Source organism: Ruegeria sp. MALMAid1280 (genome assembly GCF_049195285.1).
Classification (GTDB): Bacteria; Pseudomonadota; Alphaproteobacteria; order Rhodobacterales; family Rhodobacteraceae; genus Ruegeria.
On sequence record NZ_JBMIRT010000043.1, the window covers coordinates 1 to 19,070 of the forward strand.

13 protein-coding genes and 3 pseudogenes are annotated in these 19,070 nt (G+C 59.2%); 9 read left to right on the forward strand and 7 right to left on the reverse strand.

The features are described 5' to 3' along the window. Window positions 1-162 (forward strand): annotated as a pseudogene (locus tag ACOQFT_RS07690) (IS6 family transposase); the annotation flags it as partial. 39 nt (window positions 163-201) lie between these two features. On the opposite strand, the pseudogene ACOQFT_RS07695 reads toward ACOQFT_RS07690, so the two are convergent. Then, window positions 202-708: pseudogene (locus ACOQFT_RS07695) on the reverse strand (transposase); the annotation flags it as partial. A gap of 173 nt (window positions 709-881) precedes the next feature. On the opposite strand from ACOQFT_RS07695, the gene ACOQFT_RS07700 reads away from it, so the two are divergent. Continuing rightward, window positions 882-2,204 carry an autotransporter outer membrane beta-barrel domain-containing protein gene (locus ACOQFT_RS07700; protein WP_421597361.1) on the forward strand — a complete coding sequence of 441 codons (1,323 nt, stop codon included), beginning with the start codon at window positions 882-884 and terminating at the stop codon, window positions 2,202-2,204. Between the two features lie 356 nt (window positions 2,205-2,560). Then, window positions 2,561-2,755 (forward strand): annotated as a pseudogene (locus ACOQFT_RS07705) (integrase); the annotation flags it as partial. Window positions 2,756-3,403: 648 nt separating this feature from the next. On the opposite strand, the gene ACOQFT_RS07710 reads toward ACOQFT_RS07705, so the two are convergent. After that, window positions 3,404-4,474 (reverse strand): methyltetrahydrofolate cobalamin methyltransferase, encoded by a 1,071-nt coding sequence (locus ACOQFT_RS07710; protein ID WP_421597362.1) that lies wholly within the window; start codon window positions 4,472-4,474, stop codon window positions 3,404-3,406. A gap of 9 nt (window positions 4,475-4,483) precedes the next feature. Then, window positions 4,484-5,416, reverse strand: a complete 933-nt coding sequence (locus ACOQFT_RS07715; protein ID WP_421597363.1) for a methylenetetrahydrofolate reductase — start codon at window positions 5,414-5,416, stop codon at window positions 4,484-4,486. Between the two features lie 269 nt (window positions 5,417-5,685). On the opposite strand from ACOQFT_RS07715, the gene ACOQFT_RS07720 reads away from it, so the two are divergent. Genes ACOQFT_RS07720 through ACOQFT_RS07740 form a run of 5 tightly spaced genes read left to right on the forward strand, consistent with a single transcriptional unit; the run spans window position 5,686 to window position 10,634 of the window. Next, window positions 5,686-6,912: a uroporphyrinogen decarboxylase family protein gene (locus tag ACOQFT_RS07720; protein WP_421597364.1), complete on the forward strand. Its 1,227-nt coding sequence runs from the start codon at window positions 5,686-5,688 to the stop codon at window positions 6,910-6,912. Beyond that, a complete protein-coding gene (locus ACOQFT_RS07725) occupies window positions 6,909-7,661 on the forward strand; it encodes an HpcH/HpaI aldolase family protein (RefSeq protein WP_421597365.1) in 753 nt (250 codons plus the stop codon). Before ACOQFT_RS07720 ends, ACOQFT_RS07725 begins: the two co-directional genes overlap by 4 nt. 12 nt (window positions 7,662-7,673) lie before the next feature. After that, window positions 7,674-8,924 carry an LVIVD repeat-containing protein gene (locus tag ACOQFT_RS07730; protein ID WP_421597366.1) on the forward strand — a complete coding sequence of 417 codons (1,251 nt, stop codon included), beginning with the start codon at window positions 7,674-7,676 and terminating at the stop codon, window positions 8,922-8,924. After that, window positions 8,924-9,910 carry an NAD(P)-dependent oxidoreductase gene (locus tag ACOQFT_RS07735; protein WP_421597367.1) on the forward strand — a complete coding sequence of 329 codons (987 nt, stop codon included), beginning with the start codon at window positions 8,924-8,926 and terminating at the stop codon, window positions 9,908-9,910. Before ACOQFT_RS07730 ends, ACOQFT_RS07735 begins: the two co-directional genes overlap by 1 nt. After that, complete coding sequence (locus ACOQFT_RS07740; protein ID WP_421597368.1) at window positions 9,900-10,634, forward strand: hypothetical protein; 735 nt, start codon at window positions 9,900-9,902, stop codon at window positions 10,632-10,634. Before ACOQFT_RS07735 ends, ACOQFT_RS07740 begins: the two co-directional genes overlap by 11 nt. A gap of 15 nt (window positions 10,635-10,649) precedes the next feature. Here the strand turns inward: ACOQFT_RS07740 and ACOQFT_RS07745 are convergent, their stop codons facing one another. Further along, window positions 10,650-11,315 (reverse strand): hypothetical protein, encoded by a 666-nt coding sequence (locus ACOQFT_RS07745; protein WP_421597369.1) that lies wholly within the window; start codon window positions 11,313-11,315, stop codon window positions 10,650-10,652. A gap of 11 nt (window positions 11,316-11,326) precedes the next feature. Then, entirely contained in the window at window positions 11,327-11,968 is a 642-nt protein-coding gene (locus tag ACOQFT_RS07750) for a cobalamin-dependent protein (protein WP_421597370.1), read from the reverse strand. 76 nt (window positions 11,969-12,044) lie between these two features. Here ACOQFT_RS07750 and ACOQFT_RS07755 point away from each other — a divergent pair, with 76 nt between their 5' ends. Beyond that, window positions 12,045-13,223: a LacI family DNA-binding transcriptional regulator gene (locus tag ACOQFT_RS07755; RefSeq protein ID WP_421597371.1), complete on the forward strand. Its 1,179-nt coding sequence runs from the start codon at window positions 12,045-12,047 to the stop codon at window positions 13,221-13,223. Between the two features lie 990 nt (window positions 13,224-14,213). Here the strand turns inward: ACOQFT_RS07755 and ACOQFT_RS07760 are convergent. Next, entirely contained in the window at window positions 14,214-16,136 is a 1,923-nt protein-coding gene (locus tag ACOQFT_RS07760; RefSeq protein ID WP_421597372.1) for a phospholipase D family protein, read from the reverse strand. Between the two features lie 12 nt (window positions 16,137-16,148). Further along, complete coding sequence (locus ACOQFT_RS07765; protein WP_421597373.1) at window positions 16,149-19,055, reverse strand: hypothetical protein; 2,907 nt, start codon at window positions 19,053-19,055, stop codon at window positions 16,149-16,151. Between the last annotated feature and the right edge of the window lie 15 nt (window positions 19,056-19,070).

A 19,070-nucleotide genomic window follows, 5' to 3' on the forward strand; every position in this document is an offset into this window, starting at 1 on the left:
GCCCGGATGCTGGAGGTCAACAGCCTTCCGAGAAAGATTGTCATCGACAAAAGCGGAGCAAATACGGCCGGTATCAAGGCCATAAACAAGATGCTGAAAAGTTTTGGTTGCCCGGTCTCATGTGAAATGGTCAGGCGGAAATACTTGACGGATGTATTTGACACGAGCTTTTGATGTACCGCGCCCCTTTTTATGGTTGGGCTATTGAGGTGAAATCGGCTTTGCCATTGGTGATCGCTGTTTCCACTTGGCGACGAAGCGGCGGTAAAATTCTTCCGCGTGACCAACCGTCTCCCTTTCCTGATCTCGTACCGATTTGAGGCTGTAGTCGGCAGCGGAGCCCTTTTTCCTGCCACCACGGTGAGAGGCGTATCCAGAGGCCAGTTCCAGCTTTCTCAGCTTCCAGTCCAGGAAAGCGGGGCGGCTCCAGGTATATTCTTCGCCCTTGGAGAGCATGTGCCAGATGACCACCGTCAGCTTTCTCGTTGTCGCCACCGCTGCGATCTGACTGCCGCGCTTTTCCCTGATCCTCCGAAAGAAGGCTCTGAGCGGTCCGGGCGTACGGGAGGCCGACCAGGCCGACTCTACCAGCATCTCTCGCGCGTGCGACCGGCCCTGCTTTGTGATGCGGCCGTGATACGCGGCTTTGTCTCCCGATTGGCGCACCCGGGGATTGAGACCGAAATGGCAGACAGGCTGTTCGTAGCGGCGTCTTTGTTGACAAAGATGGCGATGGCAATGCGGCGATTGAAAACGCTGGCACCATTACCAGTACCGAACGGCAGGGTATTCAGGTCTCGGTAGAAGGTCTTGGATCAATCAGCATCGTCAATTCGGGCAATATTTCAGCGACCAGCGACTTTGCAAGGGATGCCAATCGCGTGTTCAACCGACCGGGCGGCGCGGCGGCAACCATCGTGGACAGCGGCGTGCTAAGCAGCAGCAATGGCCTTGCCATAAACTTGCGCGACGATGGCAACGATACAGTGACCCTCCTACCCGGTTCGATTCTGAATGGCGCGATTGACTTCGGCAATGGAAACGACGGGATGGGTGGCGCAAACGCCAATGATATCGACACATTGAACATCGCAGCAGGTCTGAATACGACAGTGGACTTTGCAGATGACTCGAGCGTTATGGGCGATAGTGATCTGGCTTCAGCACCTGAAATCATCAACTTTGGCGGGGCAGGTATGCTGATCAATGGCGGGCTGACCGCAATTGCGGTGGACACGTCGGGTTTTGCTGCGCAAGGGACCTTTATTAGCGACCTGACAGATGCGATTTTCAACACGATTGATACAGCCGATCTTGTGCCCTCGGCGCCAGACAATCAAGTCAGCCGGAGTTTTGCATCGTGGGACCGTTTCGGTGTGGAAAGTGGCTCGCAGGCCTGGATTTCTGTTCTGGGAGGATATCGCGAAGTTGAGGCCGACGGATCGAACGTCGGCTATGATCATCACTTCTACGGTCTGGTCGGCGGGGTTGAGAGCGGCGAAATACTCGACACTGGCAGTCTGGGTTTCCTGGCTGGCTACAGCGACAGTCATGTGTCTCTGGACTTGGATGCAGGTGAAACCGATATCACTTCTTATTTCGGTGGAGCCTATTGGAAGCGCGATTTCAGTGGCTTCAGCCTGAACGCGGCTTTTGTGGCCGGTGCAACCGACAACGAGGCAACACGAAATGTAAATGGCGATCAGGCCGAGGGTGATTTCGATGGTATGTTCCTCGCCCCGTCGCTTGCGGTTTCAGCGCCCATCAAAGCTTGGTCCATCCCGGCATATTTCAGCGCGCGGGCGAACTATGTTCTGCTGCAACTGGATGAATACACCGAGACCGGCACGGACCTGCCACTGACAGTCGAAGATCGGAAAGTGTCGTTGTTCAACACGCGGCCTCAGGTGAATTTCCCACAGGCATTTGCGCATTCGGACGGTGGAATTACCGATCTCAACTTGTCCGTGGGGATCGACGCAACCTTTGACGCGGGATCGGATGAAGTCGATGCGATTGCGGCTGCCACACCGTTTTCCTTTGTTGCCAACGCTGAAGACGCGGCCGCAGGTTTTCTGGGTTTTGATGTGGGCTATTCCTCGGCAGACGGGCTGCGGACCATCGGTTTCAACAGCGAGGTTCAGTCGACCTTCGATGGCAGCTATGGTGTGGTTGCGGAACTTAGAGCGACCTTCCGGTTTTGACCCTTGTGGCACGCTGATCCCGGCGCGCCGTTTTCGCATGGTATAATTGCTTCAAGCCCTTTGGTTGGTAGCAGTACATTTGATAAATTATTACCGATGACTTGCCGTCCAGGTACGTTGCAAACACCTGCGTTACTAACCTCAGCCAAACTCATGCTTAAACTAAAAACGATGTGGAGAATCCGTCGTTCCTGCCGGACGCGGCAACCATTGAATTGGGCTCGGCGCGGGCCAAAGCACGCGCGAATCCGCGAGTTTGGTTGGATCCCGGAACCGGTCGCCCAGCATTGCTTGTAAAATGGCCCTGTCAGCGCGGTGCCGATGATTGGACACGAAGGGGGATCGGAGAGCAGATCTTGCCAAGAGTCCAACTTCCAGCAGTCACCCCGATAAACAAGGCTTGGAACCGGGGGCGGATCATTGGCCAGAAACGACCGCTGTTGCCAAGGCAGGTCTGGGCGATCCGCGCCAGACGGAACCTAGCGCTTTTCAATGTCGCCATCGACAGCAAACTGCGTGGATGCGATCTGGTCAAACTGGCCGTGACGGAGTCTTTTGCGGAATGGGGCGAAATGACGCTCTAAGGGATTATGACAAAGCCGCCCTTCGCACACGGCGCGGCGGATCCACCGAGAGAGCCCACACCGGGCACTGTATTTTTGCGCTGCAGGCGCAAACAGCGTAGATTTCTCTGTGAACGCACAATTTTGGGTATCGGAGCGCGGCGGGGAATACTGCCGTTCGTGCATTCCGCAGCAAAGTTGAAGAAGGCAAATTACAGGGAGCGGGACTTTTCCGCCGTTGCCATTCCGGGTGTTTGCTGATGCAGCATCTGCTCGCAGGCGCGGCACACACATTGCTGCGTCGCACGCCGATGTCGCCAAAGCCGTCATTGAAAGCCACTCTGATGGCCGGGATTCACGCCGCCCTTTCGCCGCGACCTGATTAGATCATCGTGGGGCGGACAGAGCCGCCTTTTTGCGCACGCGGCGTAAGAAATTGGCGATGCAGAAGGTTCCCCTGAACCTGTCGCTGCAAGCCAATCCAAAGAGCGAAAGTCAAACAGCCCTTCACTGGTGTCACACCTGAAAATCAGGACGCGAAAAAAGTGACAGGTCCAGTTGACCGATCTACAATCATGTCGCGCCCTGTATTGGCGGGCATCGCTCGTGGTTTCAGGCTTGGTATGGTGCGGGATATCAGGACGACGTTGTGACATCGACGCGGGATCGCCGCGACCGGCGACCGGACTTGGTGGACTTGCCCGCGCTCTGGCCGGGTTTGTTGAACCGGATCCAGTCGGTGCTGTTGGCATCATGGCCCATCAGCAGGTTCGCTGCTCGGATCGCTTCCATCTCTTTGCCTGCACGGGATTGGGTGGAGCCCAAGCCGGTGATCTTTGCCAACACCTCAGGGTCTATATCTTCGGGAACGAGGATCCCGGCACTGGCGAGTTCGGCACGCTTTTCGGCGAGTTTTTTGGCTCCCACAGGCAGGGCAACCGGATTCATGATTGCACTTGTCATACCTGCGGTGATCGCCATTGGAAGAAATGCATTGTTAATCCCATGGCGGTTGGGTAGCCCGAATGAGATGTTGGAGGCACCGCAGGTGGTGTTCACGCCGAGGTCATCGCGAAGCCTGCGCACCAGCGCGATGACCTGCGAACCTGCGGTGGGCACCGCACCAGCCGGCATCACGAGCGGATCCACCACGATGTCATGCGCAGGGATGCCGAAATCGGCGGCGCGTTCCACGATTTTCTTTGCAACCGCGAACCGCACGTCGGGATCTTCGGAAATCCCGGTGTTGTCGTTTGAGATCGCCACGACCGGCACGTTGTACTTTTTGACCAGGGGCAGGATCACCTCGAGCCGTTCTTCCTCTCCGGTTACGGAATTCAACAGCGGACGGCCTTCACAAGCTGCAAGCCCTGCCTCCAGCGCTCCGGGTACCGACGAATCAATGCAAAGCGGCACATCGACCAAACCCTGAACCAACCGGATCATTTTCGTCATCAAACGTGGCTCGGTCTCGTTTGGATTAGGATTGGAATTGAAAACCACGCCTGCATTCACGTCGAGCATGGTCGCCCCCGCCGCAACTTGCGCCAGCGCGTCTTTCTCGACGGAGGAAAAATCGCCCGCCTCAAGTTCGGCAGCCAGTTTCTTTCGACCCGTTGGATTGATGCGTTCACCGATCACGCAGAAGGGTTCATCGAAGCCGATGACGGCAGTTTTGGTTTTGCTCTCCACGATGGTTCGGGTCATCAGCTTCTCTTACTTCTGGTTGGCCGGGACGGCTGAAGCGCCGCCGTTCTCGATTGCCCAATTGGCCGTGGCCTTGATGCCGCCAAGCGGGAAGAAATGAACTTTCTCGATGTTGAACCCGGGATTCGCGGCCTTGTGTGCGGCCAACTCGGCAAGGAAATCGTCCGGTGTGAAGGGCTTCAACAATTTGCTCAGGTCTTTGGCGCGCTTCTGAAGCACTTTGAGGGACGGGCCCACACCACAGGCGATGGCAAATTTGATGAGCGTCTGCAGTTTTGCCGGCCCGGCAACACCGATATGAACCGGAATATCAATACCGGCCTCGGCGAGGCCGTTGGCCCAGTTGATTGCCGGCCCAGATTCAAAGCAGAACTGGGTCGCCAGCGCCATTTTGGCATCGGTGCGCTCCTTGAAGGCCTGCTTCCATCCGAGCGCCTGCATCACGTTCCTACTCGACCCGTCCGGATCAATGTCCTTGTTGCCTTCGGGGTGCCCTGCCACATGCAGCCGTTTGAAGCCTGCCCTGTCGAACAGACCTGTTTCCATCAGTTGTATGGAGCTGTGATAGGCGCCGTGCGCCTGGTCAATCCCGCCAGCGAGCAACAGGGCTTGATCGACCCCGGCCTCGCCCTGATAGCGGGTGATCCAATCGGCGAGTGTCGCCTTGTCCCTGATGATCCGTGCCGGAAAATGCGGCATGACTGGATAACCTTCGCGCGCCAGACGCCGTGCCGTTGCAACCATCTCTTCGAGCGGGGTGCCTTCGATATGGGCGACATAGACACGCGTGCCGCGAGGCAGCAGATCCCGGAAATCGGCTATCTTCCCGGCAGTTCGCGGTATGACCTCGATTGAATAGCCCTTCAGCAGATCGGCCATCTCACGTTTGGCCGATATTGGGCCGACAGATGTGCCGGTGTTTTCGAATTGCAGGAACGCCATCGGAGCCTCCACCCTCGCCATGCCTTCCGGTGGAGATGATTTCCGATCCCGCCCGGTTCTTTTCACATAGCACGAATGAATGCGCATGCAATAGAAAAGATTTCCGTATTGGTAATTTCATATGCGACTGTTTTCGGCAATATGGGTGGACTATGGACAGGTCTGATCAATCTGTGTATTCATCGACATGAATGCGCAGTCAATACAAGTCGAGCGATTCGCACCAAAACAAGTGGCGGCAATGACAACCAACGCAAAAGGATGCCGGGATGGCGATGACACCAAGGGAAAACTTCAGGGCCGCAATGACCCGCACCGGGCCGGAATGGGTGCCTTTGGACATGGGCAAGCATATCGGCTCGATCCACAAGACGCATTATGCCGAACTCGCCCAGGCCCTGCCTGATCTCGACCTCAAAAATGGCGATCGCATTCTCGATCGCATGGCCCAAACCGTGGTCCCGGACGAGGCGCTGTTACAGCATTTCAATGTCGATTTCCGCTGGCTCGTGCCGAACTGGGTTCAGGTGACCGAGCGTGAGGACCTGGAAAATGGCGGGTATTTCGACATGTGGGGCGTGCCATACAAGGGTGCCCACGGCGATCACTATGCGGTTGACACACTTGCCAAGGCACCGCTCGCGGATTGTGAGACCGCCGAGGATGTTCTGAACGCCGATTGCTGGCCGGACCCCGAAGATCCCGCTCAATTCGCGGGTCTGCGCGAGCGGGCCAAACATCTTCATGAAACCACCGGCTATGTGCTGGGCGCGGATGCGATCAAGGCGGGGCCCCTGATGTCGTCCCTTCAGATGCGCGGCTATCAGCAGTTCTTCATGGATCTGGTGATCAATCCGGAACTGTCGGACGCCCTGATGGGCAAGATCACCGACGTTCTGTGCCGCATGTGGACCCGATTCATGGACGAAGTGGGCGATTATGTCGATCTGGCTTATGTCACCGACGATCTGGGCAGCCAGACCTCGCTCTTGATCTCGCCCAAGGTCTACCGCAAACGTATCAAGCCCTTCCACACCAGGCTGCATCAGCACATCAAGGAAGCGGGCAACTGCTATCTGATGATGCATACCGACGGCGCGGTGCTGCCGCTGATCGAAGACCTGATCGAAACCGGCGCGGATATTCTGAACCCGGTGCAGACCTCGACTTCGGGCATGGAAGACACCACTGTCATCAAGGAGAAATTCGGCGACCGTCTGGCCTTTCACGGCGCGATGGACGTGCAGCAGATGATGCCTGGCGCGACCCATGACGAACTGCGCTGGGAAGTGGCGCGGCGGATGAAGGATCTGGGCGGCGATGGCGGCTATGTCATCGCGCCCTGCCACAATATCGGCCACGACATCCCGGTCGAGAACACGCTGAAGTTCTTTGAGCTGGCGCGCGAGCTGGGGAGGTATCCGCTGGATGTGGATGATGCGCTGGCGCCGAGGGCGTCGTATTTCGAGCGGCTGGCGCGGGAGAGCGGGGAATGAGCCCGAACGCCAGATTCCGCACGGCGCTGCACACGGGCGAACAGCTGGTGGGGTGTTTCATCAAGACACCCCACCCCACGGTGATCGAGGTTCTGGGGGACACTGAGCTCGATTTCCTCGTGCTGGATGGGGAGCATTCGCCGTTTGACAAGGCCTCGATCAACACGTGCATGCTGGCGGCCAAGGCGGTGGGAAAGCCGATTCTGATCCGTGTGCCGGACGACAACCCGGCCTTTATCCTGAACGTGCTGGATTGCGGCGCGGCGGGAGTTGTGGTGCCGCATGTGGTGAGCGTGGAGCAGGCCGAGCGGCTGGCAAGGTCCATGCGCTACGTCCCCGGCGGACGCGGAATTGCCGGAACCACCCGAGCGGGCGGATATGGCGCGAAGCCCTTGCCGCAGCACCGGGCGGATGCCGACGCTGAAGTTTCGCTGATCTGCCAAATCGAGGATCGCGAAGGCGTGGAGAATGCCGGGGCGATTGCGGCCGTGGACGGTGTCGATGCCCTGTTCGTAGGGCGGGCTGACTTGACGGTGTCCTATGGCTTGACCGATTTCAACGACGCTGGCGTGGCGGAAAAAGCTGCGGACGTCCTCGGCGTCAAAGGCGCGGCGACCGGCCTGTTCGTTTCCCCTGCCGAAGACATGGGGTCATGGCGCGACAAGGGCGCCAGCTTCTATCTGAGCGGTTCTGACCATTCTTTACTTTTCGCGGGCGCCAAGACTCTGGCTGCGCGCAAACCTGACTGAGGAGACAGGCCAATGTCCGACCTTCTAACCCCCGATTTCGCCAAGAACATCCGCCTGATAGGCCATTCCGATCAGGGTGGCCGCGCCGATGGTATCCAGATCATGGTCTCGAACGGCTATGCCTATGTGGGCCATGTGTTCAACAACGGCTTTTCCATCATCGACGTGCGCGACCCGAAAAATCCGCGCTTCGTCAAACACATGCCCCAGCCCGAAGGCACGTGGTCGCAGCACCTGCAGACCCATGGCGATATCCTGATCGTGAACAACATGTGCGACATGCTGAAGGTCGAGACCTCCGGCGCGTTTGATCCGGGGGAGTATTACAAGGGCTCAGTCGCCGACAAGGTCGATTTTGCCGGGGAAAAGCCGTGGTCGGCGGGGATGCGTGTCTATGACATTTCCGACCGCGAAAATCCGCGTGAGATTGCCTTCCTCGACGTGCCGGGGCTGGGCGTGCACCGGGTGTTCTGGGATGGCGGCGACTGGGCCTATATCTCGGCGCTGCCACCGGGGTTCTCGGATGATATCTTCATGATTGTCGACTTTCGTAACCCGGAAAAACCCGAGGTGGTCAGTAAGCTCTGGCGCGAGGGCATGCACACCGCAGGTGGGGAAAAACCGTGGTGGGATCCAAAATACCGCTATGCGCTGCACCACGCGATCATCAAGGGCGATCTGGGCGCGGCGGCGTGGCGCGATGGGGGCATGTCGCTGATCGACGTTTCGGACCGCTACAACCCGAAATTCATCAGCCACGACAACCCGTGCCCGCCCTTTGCCGGCCACACCCACAACACGCTGCCACTCTTGGATCGCGGGCTCATGTTCGTGGTGGAGGAAAGCCAGGCCGACAATTGCGAGGACGGCATCAAGCGCAATTGGGTCTACGACATCTCGGTGCCGGAGAACCCGGTCACCATCGCCACGACCCTGCCGCCGAGCGAGGCGGACTACAAGAACAAGGGCGGCCAGTTCGGCCCGCACAACGTACACGAGAACCGGTCCGAAGGCTTCCAGAGCGAAGAGCTGATGTTCGTGAGTTATCAGAATGCCGGTTTGCGGGTTTACGACATCTCGAACCAATTCCGCCCCGAGGAGGTGGCCGCCTGTGTTCCTCCGGCGCCGAAGAAGCTGATGGACTATCGCCCGAACCGCCCCGTGGTGGTGGATACCACGGATGTCTATGTCGACAAGCAGGGACTGATCTACACCACCGACATGAATGCGGGGCTCTACATCATGGAAATGGACGGGCTCTGATGACCAAACTGGTGATCGCGGGGAAGATTCACGCCGATGGCATGGCGCTGCTCGAGGCGGAACCTGAACTGGAAATCGAACTCTTCGAAGACCCGGGCGCTGACCTGCCGATGGAGAGCCTCTCGACGGCGGATGCGTTGCTGATCCGTTATGGGGTGATCACTCCCGCGATGGCCGAGGAAATGCCGAACCTCAAGGTTGTTTCGCGCCATGGGGTTGGTTGTGACAATCTGCCAACGGCGGAACTGGGGGCGCGCGGCGTACCGGTAACGATTGTGGGGCCCGTTAATGCCGTCAGCGTGGCCGAGCAGGTGCTGGCGATGATGATGGCCCTGACCAAAAAGATCATCCCGGGCGACGCGGCGGTGCGCGAAGGCAACTGGAACTATCGCAACACAGTCCGGATGAGTGATCTGTCGGGAAAATCGCTTCTTTTGCTGGGCTTTGGACGCATTGGGCGCGAGGTGGCGCGCCGTGCGGCGGCTTTCGATATGGGCGTGCGCGTTCATGATCCCTACGTTGCCGATCAAGCGGTGGCGGAGGCAGGTTACGACTCCGTTTCGGATTGGCGGGACGTGCTGGGTGAAGTGGATTTCCTGAGCCTGCATTTACCGGCAACGCCGGAGACCATGGGGCTGATTGGGGTAGACGAACTGTCAGTGATGAAACCGACCGCGATCCTAATCAACGCGGCCCGTGGCGGGCTGATTGATGAAGACGCTCTGGCGGTGGCGTTGCAGGGGCCTCTGGCGTCGGGTGGGGCGGGGCTGGATTGCCTTCTCTCCGAGCCACCTGACGTCAAGCACGTGCTTTTCTCGTTGCCCAACGTGGTGTTCAGCCCGCATTCCGCCGCGCTCAGCGCGGAGTCGATGCGTGCGATGGGCGTGGTCTCGGCGCAAAACGTGCTGGCGGGCCTCAAGGGCACTCTTGATCCCGGACTGATCTTCAATGCAAAGGCACTGCAGGAGGTCGGTCATGCAATATGAGATCCCGACCGAGGGGCACATTCCGCTCCTCGACATCACGATCCCGATCCATTGGGAAAACCACGCGCTTCTGATGTTCGGAATCTGGTTCGCTCTGGTCCCGTTTTCTGTGATGTTGTTGCGCTTCGGCAAGATCAGACCGCGCACCTATGGCATCCCGCGCGGTACACACAAATGGGCCTGGCCCGAGTTTCCTTGGTCGCTGCACAAGCATCTGCTTTATGCGATGATCGCCCTGAGCCTTGCCGGGGTGGGGTTTGCCATGGTTCTGAGCGGTGGCTTTTCTGGAACGCTGCATGGCTGGTTTGGCATCGCGACCGTGTTCTTGGGTCTGCTGCAGGGCATTTCCGCCTGGAACCGAGGCAGCCACGGCGGTCGCAAGGATCCCCAGGCCAATCCGGAGGATCGCAGCACCTGGGGCGGAGACCATTTCGATATGAAGCCCCGGCGATGGTGGTTCGAGGCCTATCACAAGACAGCCGGGTATTTCACACTGTTCTGCGCCGGAGGGGCGGTTGCCACAGGACTGAGCCAGTTCTGGATCACCCCGATTGCCATCGCTTTTGCCGGTATCGTTTTTGCGGGGCTGGTTCTGGCCGTACTCTTGCAGGGCCTGGGCCTGAAACACGACACCTACCAGTCGGTCTATGGCACCCACCCCGACCACCCGTTCAACCAAATGCGGTTTGGGAAAATGTTTGAGGCAAAAGACGAAAAGCCCTGACGGAAGACCGATTTCTCAGCGATCGGGTATGTTCAACGCAAGGCCCAGAATGGAATTCAGAGGCGAAAAGCACCCTATGTCGGTGACCCGAACACCCGGATTGACGCCCTCGAAACAGGTCAACAGTGCTTGAACATCGGCCGGACTCCAGACACGCCTCTGGCCGCATTGTTCGCTTGCCAAGACCGGCACGCGCTGCAGCCGGCCAGTCGGCGTTTTGGTCCGCAAATGACGGTGCGCCTCGCGTCCAAGCGCAAAGAGGACCTCGCTGCCAAGGTCGGTCTGAACGTGATGTGCACCATAATCGCGATCCAGCCACTCGAACGCTTGAGATTGTGAATAATTCAATGTCAGGAGATAGGCGGTGACCTGCGCGCCGTTGGCCACATCACGCTCCAGGTCGGCCCCTTCCAGGGTCACGCAGTCGGCCAGGCGCACCCCGCCGGGGGTTTGTTGGGCACTGACGGGGACGAAAAACGCCTCGGGGCGGGCAAGCGCCGCGATACAGTCATTCGCATGGTTCAGCCAAAGCTGCAGCGCGTTGGCCCGGGCGCCGCCTTTGGACAAAGCACGGCTGTATTGCGCCTGGCGTTTCAGGCGCGCCCTTGCAGTTTCCAATAACGTGACCGCCGGCGGTGACAGTCGGTCTTCCTTTGCTGAATTCGTGCAGTCGAGGCTCATGTCCGGGTCGGTCAGGCCGGCATTCCGAGCGCGCGCTTCACAGCTTTGACCGCACTTGGCGCGTCTTCTCCGAACGCGTCCGCGCCGATCTTGTCGGCATAGTCCTGCGTGATGACCGCTCCGCCGATGACGATTTTGGCGCTGTTGGATATCTCCCGCAAATGATTAACAACACTTATCATTTGCGGCTTGGTGGTGGTAAGAAGAGCGCTCAGGCAGACAACCTCGTTGCCGCGTTCCAGCGCCTTGGCGAATTCCTCGTCCGGCACATCGACGCCAAGGTCTTCTACTTCAAATCCGGCCCCTTTCAGCATCATGACGACGAGGTTCTTGCCAATGTCGTGAAGGTCGCCCTTGACGCTGCCGATGCAGACACGCGCCACCGGTTCGTGATCGCTTTCGGCCAGGATCGGCTCGATGATGTCGATGCCACCTTGCATCGCATGCGCGGCCACCAGCATTTCGGGCACAAACACCTCACCGGCCGAGAACTGGTCGCCCACTTCAGCCATCGCCGGGATCATCGCGTCGTTCAGCAGCGCCCCCAGGTCTTCACCAGCATCGCGGGCGTTGGTGACAAGGGCGATGACGGTTTCGCGGTCGCCATCACAGATTGCCTCGAACAGCTCGTCTTTTTCGTCTTCGGTCAGCATTGCGTGAGTCTTTCGATTCCATAGTGCATGCGCATTCATTATCATGCATGAAGCGCACCCGTCAATGACAAGAAACATGAATGGCGTCGCGAATTCAGATGGCCGGCGCGCCAGGATTGGGTTTCCAAACACCACAGGTCGATGTTACAAATGGTCAGGAGACTTGGAGACGCCGAACAGGACGCCGGAGAAAATGTCAAAAAGATCAGTTACATCTTATGATGTCGCAAAAGCAGTGGGCGTGTCGCAATCTGCAGTATCGCGCGCTTTTATGCCGGGCGCACCCATCGCTGAAAAGACAAGAAAACGAATTCTGAATACTGCACGGGAGCTGGGTTACCAGCCGAATGCGATCGCACGAAGCATGTCGTCCGCGCGCAAGGATCTGCCGCAGAGGTCGGGCATGGTCGGGGTCATCGTAACGCGGCTTCAAGACCCGTTCTTTGCCAACACGATCGCTCATTTCAGCAACTATTTGCAGGCCCGTGGCTGGCATATGTTGCTGTTTACGGTCGATAGCGAGGCCGAAGTCGACGACGCGTTGAACGCGCTCATGCAATACAAGATCGACGGGGTGATTGTCTTGTCCGCGATCCTCAGCGATCACATGGCCAAGGCCTGCGCTGCACAGGACATCCCGGTCATGCTCTACAACCGTAGCGCGACGGGCCTTGAAGTGAGTTCGGTCGAAATCGACAACTTCGAAGGCGGGCGTCTTGCCGCCGACCTTTTGCGAGAGGCGGGCCGCGAGCGGATTGCCTTTGTCGGAGGCGATGTCGGAGATGACACCACGAAAGAACGGGAAGCCGGATTCACCGAGCGCTTGGCAGAAGACGGCTTGGCTCCGTTTCAACAGGAAAGCGGCGATTACACCTTTGATGGGGGACGCGAGGCGGGCTTGCGCCTTTTGGCGAGGCAAGAACGCCCCGATGCGATTTTCTGCGCCAGCGATGTGATGGCTCTGGGCGTTCTGCACGCCGCACGGTTCGAGCTTGGCCTTGAGGTTCCCCAGGACTTTTCCCTGGTCGGTTTCGACGACATTCCGTCCGCCGCCTGGCCGGGGCACATGCTGACCACGATCCGCCAGCCCATTCGCCGCATGATTCAGGAGGCCGTCTCTCTTCTGATTGAGCGAATGGAAAACCCCGAGCTTGACCCCATGGTCAGCCGGTTCCCGGGAACTTTGATTTTGAGAGAGTCCGCACGTTATGCCGGACCGTCAGGGCGCGCGGCCGTAACATCGCGGTCGCCTTGAACCAGCCGGCAACGGCCTCCTGTATTTGGATTTTTGTGGTCATGTGCCGCCACACAAGGCGATGACCGCTTAACTGCAGTATCGTCATTGAAGAGATTTCCGAGAATGCCCACGTCGCCCCACGACCGGTCAATTTGCCTGTTGGTCATCTTCACGATACGTACTTTTTCGGTCTTCTCGTTACAATTCGACGGGACGATTATCAGCGTCGGAGCAAAGAGCTGCCATGCGGCAGCGCAATAGTCGCCCAATTGGGCGTGAGCGTCGTCACGGTACACGCGTTCCCCAAAAAGGTAAGTGCCGAAACGCCAAGCCCTAACTTTGACCGGACGATCCTCGCCGCAGTTTGGCTGAATGACCGGTCTGAGCGCTGCGCAGCGGCACGGAAAATTGAGCATCCGCAAATATTTTCATACAGAGCGAGCATATCGAATTCGAAGTCTGGGCTCTTTGGGGCCATTCTCTGCGGCTTGCATGATTGGCCGATCACAGCCCAAACCGGAGCTTCACATCCAAGCGTGGTGATTTCCGTGTTGCGGGACAGACCCGCCCTTCGCTCACGCGGCTGTTGCTGACGCAGCATCCGTTCGCATTCGCAGCGGCGATTCTGCCGCGCAACAGCAGAGGTCGTCGAAGCGGCCATTCCCAAGCGGCTTCAGGGGCATCGTCTTAACCGCACCTTCGCTGCATGGGTCTCGGACTCGAAAGTCGCGGACAGAACGGTCATTTGCCTTTGCTCAGTGCATAGCCACTAGCCGCGCATCTCGGACATTCAACTTGACCGCAAGAAGCTATAGGCCCACTCCTCCAACAGATAGGCAATTGGCATCACAGTTTTGTTGCGAACGCCATCGCCAAACGCCGCCATTCCCCAGTCCTGCACTGTCGGACTCAAGTGTCGTTAATCATCGACTATCGTCGAAAATGGCTTCACTGTGCTGACTGATTTGTTGCAAACGAAATGTCTTAGTACATGACTAATGGCTCATTCTAACTTATGCCGGGCCGCTTCGGCGCAGCCGGTTTCAAGGGCGCGCGGCCCGCAAGGTCGGTGCCAAGCGTCGCTGAATAAATGTCGAGCGCCGGGGCCAGCACCTTGGCGCTTGGCATCAGCACGTTGAGCGGGCTGTCGATGCGCATTCCTATGGCAAGGTCGGAAGGGTTCATCTCGGCAACAAGGCCAACGCGCTTGTCGGGATCCAGGAAGGCGTTGCGAAGCGCGCGCCAGCGCCAGCGCACCAGGAACTCGCCCGGCTTGCCTTGGTCAGTGACCCTTCCCAATGCATGTTGCCAGAGCGCCTTGCGAAACCTGCCGACCGAAGATGTTCCAGCCCAGATCAGCCCGATTTCGGTGTCAACCATGACACTGCGCCCATTGAGGTTCGCGGAACTGACAATGGCCACCGCGTCGTCCACGACGATGATCTTGGAATGGACATAGACCGGCGCCGCACGCATGAAAGCCTGAAAGCTCGTCGGCACCCGCGTTGGAGAGAGATATGTAAATACCCCGAAACGGCCGGGAAACGCGCGGGCCAGTTTCCCGATCTCGTCGAACTGGATGGCATTGCCATGCAGGGTGACCGGATCGCCGACCTCTTCGCTGCGATGCGGCAGGACGACGATCACTTCCAATGCCTTTTCGCGCTTCAACGCGCGATCGATCCGGCTTGCCAAAGGTGCCCAGCGGAAATACTGGTTCTCAATGTAGATATATTGCTTGGCGTTGTCGATCAGGTGCCGATAGGCATCCCTTGTGTCAAGCGCCAGGTCTTCCGGCAATGGCGGTGCGCTGCTACCCGCCGAAGGCAACGGGATCCGGCCCGTCACTGTGCGCAGGGCCTGCACCGTTACGGATCCGGCGCGCGGCCCGGCATAGGATTTGGGAACACTCATGGGCGATATGGCGCTGCGCGGGATCGGCGGGCCGGGCGCGAGCAGGTTGCGGCCATCCACATGCGCGTTGAATTCGTCGATGCTCGCGTTCCAGAGGCCCACGAAAAAGCGCCGAAAGTCATGCGCGACGGGACCTTCCACCAAAAGGTGCACGTCATGGGTCTGATCAAAATCAGGGGCGGCCACCTTGTGCGCCGGATCGCTGACCAGCAGGTGCCCGTTCAGGTTCATCCCGCCCATCAGCGCGCGCTTCCCGTCCACCACACACAGCTTGATGTGATGCGAGGCAACCGACATCGGAAACGGCGGCGTCGCGCTGGCCTTGAAGGCACCTGCGCCCGTGTCGAACTCGATCAGGTCCCAAAGGCCCGGCATCCCGTTGAACTTGTCCAGCACATCGCTTCGGCTCATGCTCGTCAGCAGGTCGTTCAGAGTCGAGAGCACCTCATCCAGCTGGGTTTCGGCCAGGTCTTTTTCCAGCTTGTCGGCATCGGCCTTCGTCTTGGTCAGGGTCGCCAAAGCGCCGGGTTGAAGCGTGGCCGGATGCCGCGCACAGATCATCTGGAACAGCGCCGGGTCGATGGCAGAGCTTCGGCGCACGAAATCCGCAAGGGTCAAAAGCAGCCGTATATAGGAATCCCAGGCGTCGAAATGCAGCTCGAACTCGAAAAGTGGATCGAAGTCGCTCAGGATGATCCTGACCTCCACACCACGCGCCAGCGCATCGATCAGCAACATGGCAAGGGGTCGCTCCGTCACGACATCGCTGCCCGGAATGTCGCTATGCAGGATTGGATCGAGCGCGAACTTAGTCAGCGAACTCATCGTCGGGTCAAACTGCCAATAGCCCATCTCGATACTGGTTTCCGCCTTCAGCAACGCATCTTCCAGCGCCTTAAGCATGGCGGTTCCGTCGATCAGCGGTGTGACCTTGTTGCCCGTGCGCGGTGGCGGGCGTTCTGTCAGCGGACCGCCGCGCGCGGCAGCCGACCTGAAACCTGGGGGGCTCTTTGCCACGGCACGCAATCCCTAGTTCACGGCTTGCCAGGTGCCGTCTTCCATCTGCTCCCATTCTGGCAGCGTATCGTCGGGCCGCAAGCGCACCAAGGTGGTCGGCAGACGAATCTCCCAGGGTAGACCCCATGGCACTTCGGTAGGCGGACCGCCGCCAAGCGGAAGGTCCGTTGCGGGCGTTTCTTCTTCATCACGGCGTTCAGCGATCTCGTCGAGAAAGGCAATGTAGCCCGGTGTCGTGACTTCAGGCAATTCGCCGCCCGACCAGATGCCCCCCGTTTCAAGGAAATGCAGGATCGCCGCCTCGAAGCCAGGCGTCACGGACAGGCGAATCCGAACGGCGCCGGCGCGGATGAACTCGGCATGGATCGGATCGGCGTTCTCGGTCAGCAGGCGGCCCCAGGTGGATTGCCGCGCCCAGTAATAGGGTAGGAACTGGTAATCCATGTTCTGCCAATCGATCGCGGTTTCCCAGAACTGCGCATAGCGGCCCGATCGCAGCATTCTTTGAAAATCAAACTCTGCGGCTTGCGGCGATAGCGGAACCGAGGTCGATTTGAACCGCTGCCCGGTCAGCATGATGAGCGAAATGCGGCGCAACTCGTTGCGTTCGATGATCCGGTTGAAGGTGGGATTGCGCCCCTCTGGTTGCACCTCTTGCGAGACGGCCAGGGTGGCGAGCCGTTCTTCGTATTCCGCGCGGCGGGCGTGATAGGCGCGTGTCAGGGCTTCGTGCGTCGTCAATTGCCACTGCTCCATAGCCCGAGGCGTGCGGATACAGTCGATCGTGACAGTTGCCGCGAAGGTGCGGATGTTGACCGCGTTGACCGAAAGCGGCAGGTCGCCTTCGGCATGGCTGAACGCGTCGACTTGGTCCTCGGTCGTCTCGTCTTCCCGCTGCACCTTGAACAAGCGGTTCTTGGCAACAAGAATGTCCACGCGGTTTTCCGAAGGAGGTGCGAAGGTCTCTTCGCCGCCGCCGAAACTTGGTGGGAGAGCGTCCGAGGAGATCTCGTCTATCATGATGGCCGCCTGCGCGCGGAAGGCCCGGTATCCTTCGGGTACGATCAACATGGCATCCGCCGAGTGATCCACCCAGTTTCCGTCAGGAGAGGAATGCGAGAAGGAATGCGCAAGCGTGCGCTGCAGGGGCGGTGGCGCCTCGACCCCCTCGGCGGCGTAGCGGGCGACGTATGTCGTGTAGTTGCTTTCAGTGATCTCGTCCGGTCGCAGCTTGAACTTCTTCGGCTCCTTCATTCCCCCCGGCTTGACGATCTGGGATTCCACGGCCTTCAGATACATCGTCGAAGGCTCCAGCACGGTGAAATCGAACATCATCCGCAGGCCATAATCGTAAACCTGCATGTCATAGATGCGGTCGAGCCATTGATAGACCCCGATCGCGTGGGAATCACCGCTGGTGTTGTCGAAGCCGTGGCTGTTGTTCTCTTCAAACTCCTCCAGTGTCGTGGTGCTGCGCTGTGTACGGCGGCGCTGGGTGATCCGGCTGGCCGTCTGTTCGGTCAGCTCGCGGGCAAAGGACGATGCTGTCCGCTCGACCTGTTCCGACGAGGAACTGGTGCCAAACTCGGTTGAGGCCTCGACCTGCACGAACGGCCCATAGCCTGCCGAGACAGTCGCGCCGACCGAGAATTCCCGCGAATTTGAGAGCGTCCTTTCCATTTCGGTCTTCATCTCGAAACGGTCGGTTGACTGCAGGTTGCGCTCTTCCTCCGTGGTGTTTTCTTCCTCGATCAGAAAGGTCTCTTCCGTCCGCCGCAGGCGTCTGGTGGAACGGTTGCGTGATTCGGATCGCATGACATTCTGCACATGGCTGATGTCGGATGCCTCGTAACGCTTGATCTGCTGACGGACCTTCAACAGGGACCCGACGCCGGTCGGGCGCAGCGGGCCGATGGTGGTGGGCGGCATCGTGGTGGGATCTGCGAACGAGGGATCCATTGGCAGTGCCGGCGAACTGGATGGCACCGGCATGACGGCATTTGCCAGCACGAACCGGCCCTCGTCATCGTCACCTTCCTCATCCACCTCGGGCGCAAGCGTAGTGGCAAGCGCATTGCGTCGGCTGACCACGGCATCGAGCACCTCCACGAAGTCATCCCGCTCGACGTCGATATCTTCCTCGTCGAGCAGGTTTCGCACGCGCAGTGACAGGCGATTGCTTGCGGCGCGCGACAGGTTGAGGCGGGCGGGACTGTCGGCACCGCCATCGCGCCTCTCCAGGCTGCCGGTGGCGGCCGCCAGTTCGGTCACGGCACGTTCCAACGCCGCCAGCTGCGCAACCTCTGGTGCCCGATCCGGGGCTTCGGGTTCGGCCTCGACCCTGAAGTCCGTTTCGCGTTCCCTTAGCGCGTCGAATTCATCGGGTAGTGAAATCGGCGCTCTTAAAATGGCCCGCATCTCGGCAAAGCTCATTCCGTCACTATCCGAGGCCAGCACCCGGATCAGGTCCGCCGCCTGCATCGCCCTGGTGTAGTGAGCCAACCGCCCAGGCCGCCCATCGGACCGGACCTTTAGCGCCAGAACCACGTCGCGGGCGAAGGTGACTGCGTCAAGATAATCAGACTGCGACACGAGAACTGCCGGAACATCGCCCAGGGTTTCACGGGCAAGCTCTGTCGCGGCGGCGTTGTCTTCGGGACGTTCGCGCAGCACCCGGCGGTGAAATTCGACCAGCCCGGCGATGATCGGATCATCATCGCCGCGCAAGCGATCCGGCTCGTCTTCCAGAAACCGGTCGATGGTGGCCAACGCCAACACGCGGGGCCGGTCATCGCGCAGGTTGTCGAGCAGGGTCCGAGTGAACGGAGAAATTTGAACAAGCGTCAGGCTGTCGATCGGGCGGCGTCGTGCGCGCGGGGCGCGCACAGCGACAAAGCGAAAAAGCTCTTCAGAGTGCATGAAAACAGGCTTTCA

What these genes read in the sequence shown, in the direction of transcription:
- ACOQFT_RS07735 (WP_421597367.1), top strand. Translation starts at nt 8,924, where the DNA reads ATGACCAAACTGGTGATCGCGGGGAAGATTCACGCCGATGGCATGGCG.
- ACOQFT_RS07720 (WP_421597364.1), top strand. Translation starts at nt 5,686, where the DNA reads ATGGCGATGACACCAAGGGAAAACTTCAGGGCCGCAATGACCCGCACC.
- ACOQFT_RS07765 (WP_421597373.1), bottom strand. Translation starts at nt 19,055, where the DNA reads ATGCACTCTGAAGAGCTTTTTCGCTTTGTCGCTGTGCGCGCCCCGCGC.
- ACOQFT_RS07740 (WP_421597368.1), top strand. Translation starts at nt 9,900, where the DNA reads ATGCAATATGAGATCCCGACCGAGGGGCACATTCCGCTCCTCGACATC.
- ACOQFT_RS07710 (WP_421597362.1), bottom strand. Translation starts at nt 4,474, where the DNA reads ATGACCCGAACCATCGTGGAGAGCAAAACCAAAACTGCCGTCATCGGC.
- ACOQFT_RS07730 (WP_421597366.1), top strand. Translation starts at nt 7,674, where the DNA reads ATGTCCGACCTTCTAACCCCCGATTTCGCCAAGAACATCCGCCTGATA.
- ACOQFT_RS07715 (WP_421597363.1), bottom strand. Translation starts at nt 5,416, where the DNA reads ATGGCGTTCCTGCAATTCGAAAACACCGGCACATCTGTCGGCCCAATA.
- ACOQFT_RS07745 (WP_421597369.1), bottom strand. Translation starts at nt 11,315, where the DNA reads ATGAGCCTCGACTGCACGAATTCAGCAAAGGAAGACCGACTGTCACCG.
- ACOQFT_RS07750 (WP_421597370.1), bottom strand. Translation starts at nt 11,968, where the DNA reads ATGCTGACCGAAGACGAAAAAGACGAGCTGTTCGAGGCAATCTGTGAT.
- ACOQFT_RS07755 (WP_421597371.1), top strand. Translation starts at nt 12,045, where the DNA reads ATGAATGGCGTCGCGAATTCAGATGGCCGGCGCGCCAGGATTGGGTTT.
- ACOQFT_RS07725 (WP_421597365.1), top strand. Translation starts at nt 6,909, where the DNA reads ATGAGCCCGAACGCCAGATTCCGCACGGCGCTGCACACGGGCGAACAG.